Source organism: Nostoc sp. KVJ20 (assembly GCF_001712795.1).
In the GTDB taxonomy this organism is placed as follows: Bacteria; Cyanobacteriota; Cyanobacteriia; order Cyanobacteriales; family Nostocaceae; genus Nostoc.
The window spans coordinates 1-16,600 of record NZ_KV757648.1; the positions used below are offsets into that span (position 1 = coordinate 1).

The 16,600-nt window shown below is 38.4% G+C and carries 13 protein-coding genes; 9 read left to right on the forward strand and 4 right to left on the reverse strand.

Translation table 11 applies throughout. The features are described 5' to 3' along the window. The first annotated feature begins 517 nt into the window (after nt 1–517). The 4 genes from A4S05_RS22325 to A4S05_RS22335 all read left to right on the forward strand — a co-directional run bounded on the left by A4S05_RS22325 (nt 518) and on the right by A4S05_RS22335 (nt 6,125). Nucleotides 518–1,465 carry an RpoD/SigA family RNA polymerase sigma factor gene (locus tag A4S05_RS22325; RefSeq protein ID WP_069071991.1) on the forward strand — a complete coding sequence of 316 codons (948 nt, stop codon included), beginning with the start codon at nt 518–520 and terminating at the stop codon, nt 1,463–1,465. A 33-nt stretch (nt 1,466–1,498) separates the two neighbouring features. Then, on the forward strand, nt 1,499–1,624 hold the full coding sequence (locus A4S05_RS44280; protein WP_370684477.1) for a hypothetical protein: 126 nt from the start codon (nt 1,499–1,501) through the stop codon (nt 1,622–1,624). Between the two features lie 231 nt (nt 1,625–1,855). After that, the gene (locus A4S05_RS39255; RefSeq protein ID WP_084227214.1) at nt 1,856–2,107 is read left to right on the forward strand and encodes a hypothetical protein; all 252 of its coding nucleotides are present in this window, start codon (nt 1,856–1,858) and stop codon (nt 2,105–2,107) included. A gap of 871 nt (nt 2,108–2,978) precedes the next feature. Then, nucleotides 2,979–6,125, forward strand: coding sequence for a sensor domain-containing protein (locus A4S05_RS22335; RefSeq protein ID WP_256091085.1), 3,147 nt, complete (start codon nt 2,979–2,981; stop codon nt 6,123–6,125). A 38-nt stretch (nt 6,126–6,163) separates the two neighbouring features. Here the strand turns inward: A4S05_RS22335 and A4S05_RS22340 are convergent, their stop codons facing one another. Together A4S05_RS22340 and A4S05_RS22345 are read right to left on the reverse strand one after the other, a co-directional pair. After that, nucleotides 6,164–7,471, reverse strand: coding sequence for a sensor histidine kinase (locus A4S05_RS22340; protein WP_069071992.1), 1,308 nt, complete (start codon nt 7,469–7,471; stop codon nt 6,164–6,166). Between the two features lie 276 nt (nt 7,472–7,747). Further along, a complete protein-coding gene (locus A4S05_RS22345) occupies nt 7,748–8,056 on the reverse strand; it encodes a diguanylate cyclase domain-containing protein (protein WP_069071993.1) in 309 nt (102 codons plus the stop codon). Between the two features lie 175 nt (nt 8,057–8,231). Here A4S05_RS22345 and A4S05_RS22350 point away from each other — a divergent pair, with 175 nt between their 5' ends. Together A4S05_RS22350 and A4S05_RS22355 are read left to right on the forward strand one after the other, a co-directional pair. Continuing rightward, the gene (locus A4S05_RS22350; protein WP_069071994.1) at nt 8,232–10,664 is read left to right on the forward strand and encodes an MASE1 domain-containing protein; all 2,433 of its coding nucleotides are present in this window, start codon (nt 8,232–8,234) and stop codon (nt 10,662–10,664) included. A 66-nt stretch (nt 10,665–10,730) separates the two neighbouring features. Beyond that, complete coding sequence (locus A4S05_RS22355) at nt 10,731–11,984, forward strand: sensor histidine kinase (RefSeq protein ID WP_069071995.1); 1,254 nt, start codon at nt 10,731–10,733, stop codon at nt 11,982–11,984. A gap of 16 nt (nt 11,985–12,000) precedes the next feature. Here A4S05_RS22355 and A4S05_RS44285 read toward each other — a convergent pair whose 3' ends face one another. Then, entirely contained in the window at nt 12,001–12,126 is a 126-nt protein-coding gene (locus tag A4S05_RS44285; RefSeq protein WP_084227215.1) for an excalibur calcium-binding domain-containing protein, read from the reverse strand. Between the two features lie 75 nt (nt 12,127–12,201). Next, nucleotides 12,202–12,861 carry a hypothetical protein gene (locus tag A4S05_RS22360; protein WP_069071996.1) on the reverse strand — a complete coding sequence of 220 codons (660 nt, stop codon included), beginning with the start codon at nt 12,859–12,861 and terminating at the stop codon, nt 12,202–12,204. Nucleotides 12,862–13,610: 749 nt separating this feature from the next. Here A4S05_RS22360 and A4S05_RS22365 point away from each other — a divergent pair. The 3 genes from A4S05_RS22365 (at nt 13,611) to A4S05_RS44290 (ending at nt 16,467) form a co-directional block, all read left to right on the forward strand. After that, nucleotides 13,611–14,486 (forward strand): DUF4394 domain-containing protein, encoded by an 876-nt coding sequence (locus A4S05_RS22365; RefSeq protein WP_069071997.1) that lies wholly within the window; start codon nt 13,611–13,613, stop codon nt 14,484–14,486. Nucleotides 14,487–14,635: 149 nt separating this feature from the next. Beyond that, nucleotides 14,636–15,256, forward strand: coding sequence for a D-glycero-alpha-D-manno-heptose-1,7-bisphosphate 7-phosphatase (locus tag A4S05_RS22370; RefSeq protein ID WP_256091086.1), 621 nt, complete (start codon nt 14,636–14,638; stop codon nt 15,254–15,256). Nucleotides 15,257–16,380: 1,124 nt separating this feature from the next. After that, nucleotides 16,381–16,467 (forward strand): IS1-like element transposase, encoded by an 87-nt coding sequence (locus tag A4S05_RS44290; protein ID WP_370684478.1) that lies wholly within the window; start codon nt 16,381–16,383, stop codon nt 16,465–16,467. Nucleotides 16,468–16,600: the final 133 nt, after the last annotated feature.

The following is a 16,600-nucleotide window of genomic DNA, read 5'->3' on the forward strand; positions in this document are numbered from 1 at the left end:
CGGCTATATTTCCATTGCTAACTGAAACCAGATTGCTAACGTTAGCAGCCGATACAAATAGTCCGTTAATGAACTGGAATATAACGAGAGTAACAAATGCCCAAAAAATAGCTACTATTGCCAGGGTAAGTAGAGATTGCATATCCATGATTATTCCTCGACTAAGTATTTGTAATTTTCAACTGGTCTACGCAAAGCGTTCTTAACCTTTGTTCAAATGTGAAGCGTATTTGAACACATCCTCTCTTCAAGAGAGGACTTCACTCTAAATTTAGCGTAGCTTCTTTCTAATTTGACTCAGCTACATTTCTTCGTTATTTTAAAGCTTATTGATAAAATAAAGCAGCTTTTAGTATTTACCTATTTGAAGATTTCAAGTATTATAGTTATAAACTTGTTTGACAAAAGACACATTGGGCTAAGTCTATAGTTAAGATTTAAGTTGTTAGCTAATTGTTGAAATAAGAGATTTTAGTCAAACGAAAAATAAAAGTATTCGTCACAATTATTTGAAAGTATGCCCAGTCCAACTACCGACTTAGTTCGCTCCTACCTCAAAGAAATCGGACGCTACCCTCTGCTAACTCCTGAGCAAGAAATTACAAATGCTAGGCTTGTGCAGCAGATGATGGCGATTGAAGAACAACGCTCAAGCCTCGCACTTCAACTAAATCGACAACCAACTGCAAGAGAATTAGCCGCGACTCTTGGTAAAACTGAAGCCGAAGTAGAGTCAATTCTTCATCAAGGGGAACGAGCTAAACAGAAAATGGTGACTGCTAACCTACGGCTGGTGGTAGCGATCGCTAAAAAGTACCAGAACCGAAACTTAGAATTTCTTGATCTGATCCAGGAAGGTACACTCGGTTTATACCGTGGCGTTGAAAAGTTTGATCCAAACAAGGGCTACAAACTTTCAACTTATGCCTATTGGTGGGTTACTCAATCAATCACACGTGCCATCGCAGAACAATCACGAACTATTCGTTTGCCTATCCATATCAACGAAAAACTGAATAAAATCAAGAAAATACAACGGGAATTATCCCAGTCGTTGGGTCGAAAACCAACTGTAGTAGAAATTGCTGAAGAATTAAAGGTTAAACCAGAGCAGGTTCGAGAATATATTCAAGCAGACCGAAAGTTAGTTTCGCTAGAAATGCGCGTTGGGAATGAACAAGAAACAGAATTAAGCGAACTTTTAGCTGACGAAAAAATTTCCCCTTTGGAAGAATTAAATTCTTCACTGATGCGCCAGAATATTAAAGAGTTGCTAGCATCCTTAGCTCCAATACAACGAGAAGTACTAACTCTACGTTTCGGGCTAGAAAATGACCATCAACTGAGCCTAACTCAAATTGGAGAACGCCTTAACTTAAGCCGAGAAAGAATTCGCCAGCTTGAACATAAAGCACTTTCTATTCTTCGCCGTCAAAAAAGTGATATTTTGGACTATCTTAATTAATTAGAATGATTTCGTTCTACCCTCAAATAAAATATGAGTCGAACTCACTACTCTCCTGATTGGAAACAAATTGCTACTGCTGTAAAGAATTCTTCTGATTGGCATTGCTCTCGTTGCGAACGCCCTTGTTTGCGCCCAGGTGAAAAGCCACCAGAATAACTTTGAGTCAGCGTCGGGTTTATAACCTTCAGGTACATCACTACAATTTCGATCCGTCTGATAACCGTTTAGAGAACCTTGCCCCGTTATGTAGTAGCTACCATCTTCATTACTACCGATTCAGACGAGGCAATATTTCACCTGGGCAATTATCACTATTTTAGGGATAATACACCTTTCATAAATTTGAAGAAAAACTATTATTAAGAAGTAAGGCCATTTTATTAGCCGATGCCCAGCAAAACTATTGAAGTCAGAGAGTACACGGTTAGAGCGCACAAGCGGGAAATTCATACTCGCGTTTTCAACTTTGTGTGTAAGCAATGCGAACAACCCACACAACGAGAAACCTTTGGTGTTCGACCTCTATATTGCGAGAAATGCCGTCCGCCACAAGCACCCAAGCAATCGAAAGTAACCCCTCTCAAGAAAAGAAAACCCAGAGCTATGACTTACAAGAGTGGCAAAGACATAGCAGGATGATTTATTGCCTGAAGATAAGAACGATGTCTTCATGGCACACCCAAAAGTGTAAACCCCTGGTATTCCTGGATAAAAAGGTGTGGGGTTGCAGGATTGGGTGTGGGTAATTAAGAAAATGTTGAACTCACGTACTGGGATTAAATTGCCTGAACCACTACACCCAACACGCTACCCCCAACGCCATGCCAGCAAGGAGGTTTCACATGAATCAAGCGTGCTATTCATTTATAGTGTTTGTTTACGAATACCCAATAGGATGCAATTATCAGCAGTGACAAGTCTGCTGACATCCCAAACCCGAAAGAGTGTTTGCTATCAGGCAACAAAGCTAAAAAGCTAAAAAGTTGTATCAGCCTTAGCTAGTAGTCTGCCAACCCAAAAATGTTAGGTGGAGGCAGGCTCTTGAGCAGGGGTGCAGAGGAGAGTTCAAATACGAAGTTCTTTCCCCTCTGCTGCTCTGCCCTTGGAGCTAACCACCTTTGCATTGTTGACTTGGCAGACTACTAGAAACCCTTAGTAAAATTAAGAAATATTATGTTTAGGTAAAGATTCTGTAAAAAATGTAACTTCATCTATCTAAAGGGGTAAATTAAAAATAGTTAAAAAAACTTTATAACCAATGCTTAAAAGTCTCAATTTCTGAATATTTTGACCCCAAAAACTATTTAGTGTTTAAGTAGCTGTAATAAATGCTAATAATTTATCAAAAGATAAATTATTAGATATTTAGAAAAAGTACCCAACTTTTATATTTAATAGTAAAAATAAGATCATCTGTTTTTTTCTATTTTATAGAGTTATATAATTTCTGTATTACAGCTTTTTAGAAAGCTCAAATATAGGGTTGAATCTATTAGGTAATTTATCAAACTTGAAAAACTTTATTGGCTTGAATGTGTACGAAAATCAGTATACGCCAAATAATCCTACTAAAAAGCCGATTTTATTAAATGAAGAATACATAAGGGGGTGTAGCTATACGAGTAAAGATTCGTTGCCAGAGGTGAAAGCTTCAGATAATCCGCTAAAAATAGACTGGGAGCAGATACTTTATTCGTTAACAGAACTTAGCCCGTTTCCGATTGGAATTGTATGTCTGCAAAGCGAACAGATTCTTTTTAAAAACGGATTACTAGCGCCTTTTTTTGGAATTGATTCAAGCCAAAGATTCGACAAGATTATCCCTGAGTTTTATGCCCAGCCTGCTTTTTGGACTCAATTAGTTGACAAGCTTAAAAGTGGCAACCTCATTAATAGTTATGCTGTAGAAGTCAAAAAAACCAACGGTGATACTTTTAAGGCAAAAATTTCAGCTAAGGTTGTTAATTACGAAGACAAACTGGCGGCACTATTCATATTTACGAATAATACTGAGCATTTAAAAACCCAGCAGGAGAATTTATTATTAACAAATACTGTAGAACCACTCAAAGATGTCATTGACTTCACGCACAGCCAACCAAACTTGGTAGATGTTAACTCTTCTATTGTAAGCACTAGAGACGACAATCTGAGCATCCAAACAGTTGAAACTGTCTCCAGATTAGAAGAGCCACAAGTAGATTTACATCTGATGGAACGTGCGATTGCTGCTAGTAGTAATGGGATTATTTTGACAGATCCCAATCAACCAGATAATCCGATCATTTATGTTAATCCAGCATTTGAGTCGATCACAGGCTACTGTGCCAGTGAAGTAATTGGACGAAACTGCCGCTTTTTGCAAGGAAACGATTCAGAGCAATTAGCCCTTCAGGAATTGCGTAGTGCTATTCAAGAACGAAGAGAATGTCATGTCATTTTACGGAATTACCGCAAGGATAATGTACCGTTTTGGCATGAACTCTACTTAGCTCCGGTGTTTGACAATTCTGGCTATTTGACTAATTTTATTGGTATCCAAACTGATATTACTCACCATCTAGAAGCTCTGGAAGCATTACGAAAGCAAGAAGAACAGTATCGCCGCATTGTACACACAGCAACTGAAGGAATTTGGGTACTCGATAGAGACAATCGTACTACTTTTGTTAACCAACAGATGGCAACAATGTTGGGTTACACCATTGAAGAAATGATGGGTACAACGCTGTTTTCTTTTATGGATTCAGAAGGGCTGGAAATTGCCAATGCTTACCTTTTGCGTCGTCATCAAGGGATTCACGAAGCACATGATTTCAAATTTCGCTGTCAGGATGGTTCAGACCTTTGGGCAATTATTTCTTGTGCCCCGTTATTAGACAACCAGGGAAATTATGCTGGAGCCTTGGGGATGGTTACTAACATCACTGACCGGAAACGAGCAGAAGCTGCACTGCAAGAAAGCAAACAACGTTTGGATGGAATTTTATGTTCTCTTGAAGATGTGATTTGGTCAATTTCTGCTGATACTTTTGAAACCCTTTATATCAACCCCTCTGCGCTGAAAGTTTATGGTTATTCTGTATCAGAATTTTTTGATAACTCTAATCTTTGGTTTGAAGTCATTCACCCAGAAGATCAGCAACTAGTTTATGCTGCCATTCAACCATTATTCTTAACTGACAAGCAAGAACTAGAATACCGAATTGTCAGACCTGATGGGCAGGTACGCTGGCTGTTGAACCGAAGCCATTTAATTTATGACGCTTGTGGTCAGCCGATTCGTATCGATGGAATTGCAACAGATATCACTGAACGCAAACTTCTTGAAGAAAAGTTAGTTCATAATGCTTTTTATGATGCTCTAACTGGACTGCCCAATCGGATTTTATTTATAGACAAGCTAGAACAAGCCATTATAGAGATAAAAAGTAATCCAGATAATTTATTTGCTGTCCTATTCCTTGACCTTGATCGTTTCAAAGTCGTCAACGATAGTTTAGGACACTTAGTTGGCGACCAACTATTGATAACACTTGCTCAACGTTTACAACAGTGCCTCCAGCCTGACGATACTGTTGCTCGTTTAGGTGGAGACGAGTTTACCATTTTACTTTCCCATATTCAAAGCATTGAAGATGCTACATGCATCGCAGAAAATATACATCAGGCATTAAAGTCGCCCTTCAACTTGTGCGGATATGAAGTATTTATGACTGCTAGCATTGGTATTGCTTTAGGTACAAACAAATACACTCAACCTGCGGATTTACTTCGAGATGCCGATACTGCCCTTTACCGTGCTAAAGAGCAGAGTCAAGCTGGGCATATAGTATTTGATACCACTATGCATCATCGGGCAGTAACGCTGTTGCAGTTAGAAACTGACTTGCGCTGGGCAGTTGAACGACAGGAGTTGTGCCTTTACTACCAGCCAATTATTTGTATGAAAACTGGAACAATTACTGGATTTGAAGCGCTCGTTCGCTGGCAACATCCAGAACGTGGACTCATTTCTCCAGCCGAGTTTATTCCTATAGCAGAAGAAACTGGACTAATTATCCCAATTGGTCACTGGGTACTAACTGAGTCTTGTCAGCAATTGCGGCAGTGGCAACTACAATTTCCTGCCATCAAATCCTTGACCATCAATGTTAACCTTTCTGGTAAACAGTTTTCTCAACCTGATCTAATTGAACAAATCAGCCAAATTCTCGAAAATACTAGTCTTAACCCTAGCAACTTAAAGTTAGAAATTACAGAAACTGCAATTATTGCCTCTCCTGAAAAGGCGACCTCCGTCCTTAAGCAACTTAAGGCTTTTGGTTTGCAATTATGTATTGATGATTTTGGGACAGGTTATTCATCTCTAGCTTATCTGCATAATTTTCCCATTGATGTTCTCAAGATTGACCGCTCCTTTATCAATCGCATTGATAGCGATACTGAACAATTCGCTATTGTTCGGGCTATTGTTACTTTAGCTGATAACTTAGGAATGAGTGTCGTTGCTGAAGGGGTAGAAACAATTGACCAATTAGTACAACTTAAATTGTTACAATGCCAACAAGCACAAGGTTACTTCTTTTCAAAGCCCTTGGCTCAAGAACAAGCAAGAATTTTACTAGCTTCTGAGCAATCCTTTTTTGGCGCATAAAAGCATAGGATTAACTCAGAGAAAATAAATGCTAGTATTCAGAAGAAGGACTTGCTCCTGATCGGAATCTGGATCTGAAACTCTGTTCCTTGAAGTGGTTGTGTAATACAGTTTAACTGACCGCCATGCTTGTCTACAATTTGATAACAAATTGACATTCCTAAACCTGTACCTGAACCAACAGGTTTAGTTGTAAAGAAAGGGTCAAAGACTTTTTGCTTGACTTTTTCTGTCATCCCACAGCCATTGTCAATAACTCGAATCATTACTTGATTACTATCTAAAACTTCAGTAACAATGCGGATTTGAGGATTGTGATTTGTTGATTGTTTATTTCCAGTTGTTATAATATTGCTCTCTGGTAACGGGCAACCGATTATTGACTCTCTCAAAGTATCAATGGCATTAGTTAAAAGGTTCAAAAACACCTGATTAAGCTGCCCAGGGTAACAATCGACTTGAGGGAGTTCCCCATATTGTTTAATAACTTCAATATCTGGATGTTTTCCTTGGCCTTTTAATTGATTACCTAAAATTAAGAGAGTGCTATTAATACCTTCGTGTAAATCAACTCTTTTTATCTCGGCTTCATCTAGCCGCGAAAAATTCCGTAATGATAGAACAATCTCACAGATGCGTTCAGCTCCTATTTTTATTGAAGATAATATTTTTGGTAAATCTTCTCTAACAAAATCGAATTCTATCGTCTCAGTTAAAATCTGAATTTTCGATAGGGTTTGTGGGTAGCATTCTTGATAAAGTGAGATTAATTTAAACAAGTTTTCAGTATATTCATTGGCAATGGTGATATTACCATAAATGAAACTAACAGGGTTGTTAATTTCATGGGCAATGCCTGCAACTAACTGCCCTAAAGAAGACATTTTTTCAGTTTGAATAAGTTGAGTTTGTGTATCTGCAAGGTCTTTGAGAGTAAGTTTTAGTTGACTGTTAGCTGCTTCTAGTTGCGCTGGACTTGGCAAAGCTAGCGCCTGGGGAATTATTGGCACTAATGTGAAAGCTGTATAAACCGATATCAAAGCAGTCAAAGCTTTTATAAAACCAGATAGCCAATAAGTTGGATGCCAAAGCGTCCAAATTTCCATCACATGGGTTATACCACAAAAGATAATGAAAGCTCCAAATAATAAAAGTATTGATTTAAAAGGCAAATCCTCACGCTTGCGGACAAAGTAAAAAAGGGCGATGGGGATAGAGAAATAGGCAAGGGCAATTAAAGAATCTGATATAATGTGTAGCCATACTAATCCTGTCTTCCAAAGGTAACAATGTCCATGTGGAATAAATAAGCTATCTGTAAAAAATTTTTGTAATAGTTCCAGCATATTTTAATTTTATCTAATAAATAAATTTTAGAAAACATTAACAACAAATTATATATTCTAAATATAAAAATGTCTCTTATAGTAGAAGAAAAAGCAGTAAATATTTTAATTATTGCTAGTACCAAGTATTCTAAAAGAATGGAGCTAGCTTCTTGCAATACTCCTAATGGCTTTTATATATAAATTAATCTGCTCTGTAAAACTTACATAGAGATGGGATTTTCTCTTTTTTTCTAACCTTAATCCCTGCAACTAAATTTATTAGCATTGCCTATGTTAATTAGAGATAATAGAATTTCGACCTGCTGATTTTGCTTGGTAAAGCGCTTTATCTGCCTTTATAATCAAATCTGAAGTTGAGGACTTCCAAGTAGGGATAATAGTTGCCACTCCCAGACTCATGGTGACATACTGATTGATGGCAGACCCGTCATGAGTAATTTGTAAATCTCTGACTTGAGCTTGCAGGCTATTGCCAACATGAACTGCACCAGGCTGATCAGTATTCGGTAAAATTAGAGAAAATTCTTTCCCGCCATAACGCCTTTCCCTGAAGTGTACCGTCAGCTTCTGCAAGATGAGCATTTCCAATTCTGTGAAATAGATGTCAGGGCGGTTCGCAAGCCGTCGGCAATTTTGGCTTTATTTGGGCTTAATTTTTGTTTAAGTCCCGTGAAGTCACAACTACTTTTGGGAATTATAAACTGGACAACCTTTGTTGAGGGTTACTGGCCTTCAGCTATCTGCACGGAGACAAGAAATGCAGCAAACTACGACAAGGCAGCAATTCCTACCCAAGCTGGATCGTCCATTTATAATAGCAGCACTGACCATTCCTATTGTTCACCTCGGACTTGGATACATAGGTTTATCCATGACATTTGTTGGTGGTGCGTCAGCATTTTGGCCTTCATTCGGTGTGTTTTTAGCAGGAATGTTATTGGTAGGCTATCGGGTCTGGCCCATCATATTTTTGAGTGATTTTATTGTTAGTTATATTTTCTTTTTTAAGAACAATCTTTTAATTAGTAGTATCATTCCGGCTATCAACTTAATTACTCCTTTCGTAGCAACTTTTTTAATTCATAAGTTTATCAAGCGTCGCCATTTCTTAGAGCGATCGCAAGATGTTTTTAAATTTATGGTTCTGACTATACCCAGCCCCCTAATCAGTTCCATCTTGGCTGCACTAACGCTTTGTATTAGTGGTATTGCACCTTGGTCAATATTTAGTAACATTTGTCGAACTTGGCTGACATCAGACAGCACAGGTATTTTAATTGTTACACCTTTAGTGCTAGCGTGGTTGCAAAAATCTCCATCGCCGAGAAGCTTCCATCGGCGACAAATTATCGAACTTGCATTCGTCTTATTGTCAATGATGGCGATTGTTCGGGTCGCCTTTTCAGGGGGATACCCAATTGAATACATGATCATTCCACCATTAATTTGGACGGCATTTCGATTTGAAGCGCGGATATCGACTCTAGCTGTACTTATTATGTCAGCAATCGCGGTTTTTGGTACTGTTAAAGGCTTTGGTTCGTTTGCTAAACAACTCTCACCTAATGAATCGCTGATCTTGTTGCAATCATTCATTTGTGTAATTGCTATCACTACCTTTGTGATCTCTGCGGTAACTAGTGAAAACCAAAGATCAGCAATTATACTGCGGCAAACCAATGATGAACTAGAGCGACGAGTTGAAGAACGAACAGCCCAACTCAACGAAGCAAAAACTGTTGCCGAAGTTGCCAATCAAGCCAAAAGTGAATTTCTCGCCAACATGAGCCACGAATTACGAACTCCACTAAATGGCATCCTCGGTTATACTCAAATTTTACAACGGACTGAAACCTTGTCCGACAAAGGATACAAAGGAATTGAAATTATCCATCAATGCGGCTTTCATCTATTAACTTTAATTAATGACGTGCTGGATTTGTCTAAAATCGAAGCCCGCAAAATGGAGTTGCATCCCATCGATTTCCATTTTCCTTCGTTTCTGGAAGGAGTAGTCGAAATCTGTCGGATTAAAGCTGATCAAAAAGTTATTTCCTTCACGTATCAGCCCGACTCTCAACTCCCGGTTGGTATCCACGCCGATGAGAAAAGACTGCGGCAAGTTCTGATTAATCTTTTGGGTAACGCAGTCAAGTTTACAGATAAAGGAGGGGTGACTTTAAAAGTAAACGTTATTAATCATTCGTCCAGGGTCAGTAGTCAAGAAATACAACAAATAACTAATTATAAAATTCGTTTTCAAGTAGAAGATACAGGGGTTGGGATGACATCGATGCAATTGCAGAAAATCTTCCTTCCCTTTGAGCAAGCAGGAGACATCAAACGACAATCTGAAGGAACAGGTTTGGGATTAGCTATTAGTCAAAAAATTGTTTACCTCATGGGTAGTGCTTTGGAAGTTGAAAGTCAAATTGGTCAAGGTAGTATTTTCTGGTTTGAAGTAGAGTTACCAGAAGCAAAACAATGGGCTGCAAGTTCCAGAGTAATGCAACAAGGAGCTATTACAGGCTATCAAGGCAAAAAACGCAGCATTTTAGTAGTAGATGACAAGTGGGAAAACCGTTCGGTAATCCTTAATTTATTAGAACCAATTGGATTTGAGTTAATAGAAGCTAGTAATGGACAAGAGGGGATTGATCGGGCTGTTACATCTCAACCTGACTTGATCGTTACTGATTTAGTTATGCCTGTAATGGATGGCTTTGAGCTGATTCGGTACATCAAGCAATCTGCTCAGTTAAAAAACGTAGCAATCATTGCTTCTTCTGCAAGTGTGTTTGACAGCGATCAAAATCGTAGTTTAGATGTTGGAGCGGATGCTTTCTTATCTAAACCTGTTGTAGCTGAAACTTTGCTGGAATTACTGCGATTAAAATTAAATTTGGTATGGATTTATGCACCAGAATCGGAAATTGATTTAAAGTACAATCAAACTCATATTCAGTCAGATTCTCAGAATCCCTCTTTACCTTCGATTGAGATTTTGACTAACTTGTATGAGTTAGCAAAAGATGGCAATGTTGATGAGATATTGCATGAAGCTAATAACTTAAAGAGTAATTATCCTGTTTGTTTTGATTTTGCTCAACAAGTAATCCAACTTGCCGAGAATTTCCAAATCAGGAAATTGCGAGAGGCATTAAATCAATGGATAAGCCAGTCTAAATAACTGTAAATAATCCTTAATAAGATTTTTGGTCTTGTTAATTCATTTTATAAAAAATATTTGACAATTATGAAAAACCCTGATTTTGTTTTAATTGTTGATGATAATCCAACTAATTTGTCAGTATTATCACAAGCGCTAAAAAGTGCAGGTTTCGCGGTTAGAGTCGCCGAAGATGGAGAAAGTGCGATCGACATGGTGCGGCATAAACCACCTGCTCTAATTTTGTTAGATGTGCAAATGCCGGGAATAGATGGGTTTGAAACTTGCCAGAAACTTAAAGCTGATCCATTAACGCAAAACATCCCAATTATTTTTATGACAGCGTTGGCTGATACTGGAAGTATGGTGAAAGGGTTCTCGTTAGGAGCCGTTGATTACATTCCCAAACCCTTTGAACAAGCAGAAGTGATTGCCAGAGTGCGAATCCATTTGCAACTGAAGCAATTGACCGATAATCTGGAAAAAATGGTTACAGAGCGAACGACAGCGTTACAAAAGGCACAAGTGCAACTGGTGCAACAAGAAAAGCTTTCAATGCTTGGTCAATTGGTAGCAGGTGTAGCACATGAAATGAATAATCCCATTAGCTGCATTGTTAGCAATATTCCTCCTGCTCAAGAGTATATTGCTGATCTGACTCATGTCCTGCAATTATGTCAGGAAAATTATTCCCAGCTACCGCCTGTCATTCAGAATGCGATCGCTCAAACAGATTTAGATTTTCTCTTAGAAGATTTACCCAATCTCCTCAATTCTATGCAGGTTAGCACAGAACGAATTAAAGAAATATCCATGTCGCTGCGAAACTTTGCCCGGACTGACACATCGGTAAAGGTTAAATTTGATGTTCATGAGGGACTCGACGATACATTATTAATCCTGCGACATCGTTTTAAAGGGTTAGGACAGCGACCTGAAATTAAAGTCGTCAGAAAATACGCTTCCTTACCAAAGGTTGAGTGCTATCCAGGACAACTCAATCAAGTGTTCATGAATTTAATAGCTAATGCTGTAGATGCTTTAGAAGATGTTTGGCAGCAGGGCAAGCGAGTCAATGATTCCCTAGCAATCAAAATCTTTACAGAGATGTCCAGCCCTGGATATGTAACGATTCGGATTGCCGATAATGGTATTGGCATGACGGAAGAGGTGAGGCAAGAAATTTTTAATTATCTATTTACAACAAAAACAGTTGGTAAAGGTACTGGACTGGGATTGGCGATCGCTTATCAAATTGTAGTAGAAAAGCATGGTGGAGTAATGGAGGTTAATTCCATACTCAATCAAGGAACTGAATTTGCAATTATGTTGCCTTTGTAGGGCAGGGCTTACATAGTCAACTCTCACAACCCACACCATCCCCATCCCTATCAAACCCGTGGTGGTCTGATTGATGGGGTATTCTGAAGACTAAATTCTGAATTCCGTATTCTGACTTTTTTCTATTTATTTTAAAAAGTATTCAGCTTAATACTACAGCAACCAATATTTACCAGAGACAAGTAAATTGTCTCTGGTACTTTTCTAGAATTAGTAATTACATCTGCTTTCTCAACTTACTTCTCAACAGAGGCACAGCCGCTACTAAAAATGCGATCGCGCTTGTAGATTCAGGTACTTCAACGACTTTTGCATCAATTCGTGCAGTTCCACCTACCTGACCTAGCAAGCTAGAGTCGCCAAGTATACTAGCAAAATCGGAAGTAAACAGTAATTTAACGTTAGCGATAGTTAAATTTTTGCCATCAAATTCCATATTGCCTGGAGCGCTCAAATCAAACAAAATTTTATTCAGAGAAACTGTGTCTTTTAAAAAAAGCCCACTGGCATTGTTGATAGCACGTGTCGGATCATAGCCAACAGAAAAGTTTCCAATAGTAATTTCTTTATTGAATGTAACAGTACCAGTGTGTTGAATTGTACCTGAAAGCTGAGAAAACCCACCCACGTCGCTGAACGTAAAATTGGTAGTTGGGGATATACCAAAGCCAACTATAAAATCACTGTTAATTGGCGTAACTGTATTATTGCTGCCTGTGAAATTTAAACCGATACTGCTAAGAAAACTCAGATCATGATAAACGCTAGTGACTCCAGACTGTATTTGATATTTTGCAGCTTCTGCCTGTAGAGGCGCAATTGATATAAAAGCTGCTGTCGTACAGCCAAAAATTGATGCCCACTGAGAAAAACTCATAAATACGCCTTATCTTACACAAGTAATCATATAAAACATCAATATTTTTTTATTTAAAGTTTCAACTTCAATTCGGTAAAGTTTCGATATTTATTACTCTCTTAGGTAGGCGAAAAGCAAATATTGACCCTGGTAATGCAACCATGTTTCGGCTCAAATCAGGCGAAACCCTCAAAAACTGTATATTTTATTCGCTGGAAGTCCTTAGCCAATCGGCAACGCGAGCGATCGCAAATATTCGTGTAAACAAGTCTGTAGGGAATAGCACGCTTGGTTCATGTGAAACCTCGTGAAAATAGGGTGTCGGGGGTAGGGTCGCAGGTTCGTGTTTGAGACAATTGAATGCGAGTGCGTCAAGTAGTTCAACATCTTCTTAAATGCAATAATGGATAATAATTAAATAGGTGCAAATAAACATAACTATATTACTAGAGTAAAATACACCTAAAACCTTTACAAATGATTGATAAAAAGAGATAAACAACAATTTGAACTAGTTCAAATTATTTGTACACACATCATATTTCGGTAGAGTTTAAACTTTTGTAGTTTAAATTTTCAATGAAGATATATCCTGTTGATTGAACTTACAGTACTTATTAATGTACTATTTACTGCAAGTAAAATTTACATTCTCCTTTCTAAAAAAATTTAGATTGACGTGAATATACTTACGTATTTACGCTAGTTGTATGTTTGGCTGAATTTTACTCATCACACAAGTAAAAATCCCAATTAAAGGCATTTCAATGAAATTAAGTCAACTAGGTACAGTCATCACTGCACTGGGAATAGCAGCAACATTTGATCTACTCAGCATCGCCAAACCAGCGGCGGCTGTTAGTCTGGTAGGTCTAACTGAAGACAACAATCTAGTTATTTTTGATTCCAGCAATCCCACCAGTAATAGCACTATCTCAGTCACTGGGGTCGATGGTACTTTGTTGGGGATTGACCGTCGTCCAGCTAACAATCTGATCTATGGTCTCACGAATACTAACAACATATACACCATCAACCCGTTCACTGGTGCTGCTTCTTTTGTAAGTACCCTCTCCTCAGCCTTTACTGGCGGGACTATTTCTGGAGTAGACTTTAACCCAGTACCTGATCGTCTACGGGTCATTGGTAGCAATGATCAAAACTACCGCATCAACGTGGACACTGGTGCAGTTATTGTTGATGGAACATTGAACCCAGGAGATCCCAACATCACTGCTGTAGCATATACAAATGTTGATAATAACCCAGCAACCGGAACCATACTGTACGATATTGACTACGTTACTGATACATTGTCTATACAGAATCCGCCTAATAATGGCACCTTGGGGCTAGTAGGTTCTCTCGGTCTTGACATTATCTCGGCAGCAGGTTTTGACATCTTCACAGACAATGGGGTGAATACTGCCTTTGCAGCATTGACTCCAGCCTCGACATCCGGCTCCAATCTATACACTATCAACTTGACCACAGGTGCTGCTACTTCAGTAGGCACTATCAGTAGCGGTAAGCGTCTTATCGGCCTGACAACTATTGTCCCTGAGCCTAACGTTGGTCTTGGCGCTTTGTTCGGTGTTGGTGTTTTTGCTCTATTAGGTCGTCGCCGTAAGTTGGTCAGATAGACAGAATTCTGGTCTACTCTTAATACTATTTGGGATTGAGAATCCCGTTTTGGATATGGTTGTCTTTCCAAATAGTATGAATACTCTGGTAAAAGATTTTTAACGGTTTACAGATATTACATTAGATTTAAGATTGGGAAATATACTTCTTGAAAAATCAGAAAACTTTGCATCGACCTAACAAATTAAATTCACAATCTCAAACGTTGGCGATATTTTTAGATAAAGATGGTACTTTAATTGAAAATGTACCAAACAATGTTGATCCACAATTGATCAAAATGAAAATTGGTGCTATTGAAGGATTACAAATACTTAGCAAAGCTGGATATAAATTAATTGTGATTACTAACCAGTCGGGAGTAGCACGGGATTATTTTCCAGAATCTGCCTTGATGGGAGTGGAAGCACGATTGAATGAAATATTAGAAAAAGCGGATCTATCGCTAGATGGATTCTACTACTGTCCCCATCATCCAAATGGTGTAATATTTGAGTATGCAATTGCTTGCGATTGCCGTAAACCTAAACCAGGCTTGATTTTACGTGCAGCTAGCGAACAAAATATAGATTTAGCAAATTTTTGGTTTATTGGCGATAATCTCAGTGATGTAGAAGCTGGACATAGTGCAGGGTGTAAAACGATTTTGATAGATCAGGGTAATCAGTCTCAGCCTCAAATGTCTCGTTTAGGAATTGCTGACTATATTTTGGCTAACCTTTCAATAGCAGCACAGGTGATATGTAAGCATTCAGTATCTAATTTTTAGGATTTCTGGCATGAAGTTATAGAAATTCCTGGAACAGGAAACCTAGAAAAATTTAGATTGTACAGTGACTTTTTATTTGTCGCTATGCCAAATTAACGTCATTGAGGGTATAAAGCTTGCACTCCTTGAGGATTGAGCTTAGAAGTAGCACCAGGGCAAACGCATCTAAATTACTCTTGATTACAACGAAGGTTAAGAACCAACGAAAAAATCTTTCCTTTCGCGCTTGATTATTTTTTAAGCCCCAAAGCGATGCCTGCGGCGGGCTTTGCCTATGCCTAAAATTTTCGCAATAAGCAAGAGTTAATGACATTAATTTTGGCTCTATTGAGAATAGACTTTGCTTATTGACATGATGCGGCCGCCCTGTAATAATTGGAAACCATATCTCTTCAACATTTATATAATTTAAAGATAAAAATAAAAATCGTTGAATTTCCTTTCTTCTACTTTCAAAAATATTGGTATATGTAAACCAGTAGCCAACGCTTCAAGGCTAACAGTTTTAATAGACTATAGTAAATTAATCAGAAATTTTATGAATAAATATTCGGCACGTCCTAGTTTCCGCTTCAGGTGTATTTCGTAGAATTCCGGTAATATTGTCATTAATTAGAACTTATTGCAAATAAAGGCTCTTTTTGTTTTACCATAATTTGCCACATTCTTTAGCCTGTAAATATTCCGGGGTCTTGTGTCTCCCCTCAAGGTGATTTGTATCTGGGAGATCCAATAAATAAATCAGCCCAGCCGTCGCTTTCGCCTTGAGGGCGAAAGCGCCTAGATATCTCGGTTTTGCCAAAAATATTATTGATACGGCTGGGCTGATTTATTCTTGGCAAGTGCCTCTACCGAAAAGTATAGATCCGTTGGTAATGTTATCAAACTGTTGGAATACTGTAATAATAGAAGCTGGGGTTAAGTTAAATAAGTGATTTAAGTCCGTCCTATAACCATCTTGCTTCCTGTGCTATGTCCTGATTGTCGCTCATCAGATATTATTAAACACGGTAAATCTTCCAGAGGGTAAGCAACGTTACCTGTGCCAGAATCGGGAGTGCCTGCGCCGGATATTTTTTATCAATACAAGACAGCCTAGACGGACTAGACAAGTTAAGCATCAAATTATAGAGATGAAACTCAATGGCAGTGGAGTTCGCGATATTGCGCGAGTGTTGCATATTAGCCCGGCAATAGTAATCAGAGAATAAAAAAAAATTTCCCAAATTGGATCGGTGAATCAAAAATTGTTGCCAACCATTCAATCCGAATAAGTGGAGGTAGAAATCAAGCTGGTGGAAGTGGAAGAAGAAGCCTTGGAAGGGATTGAAGAGTCTGAACTAG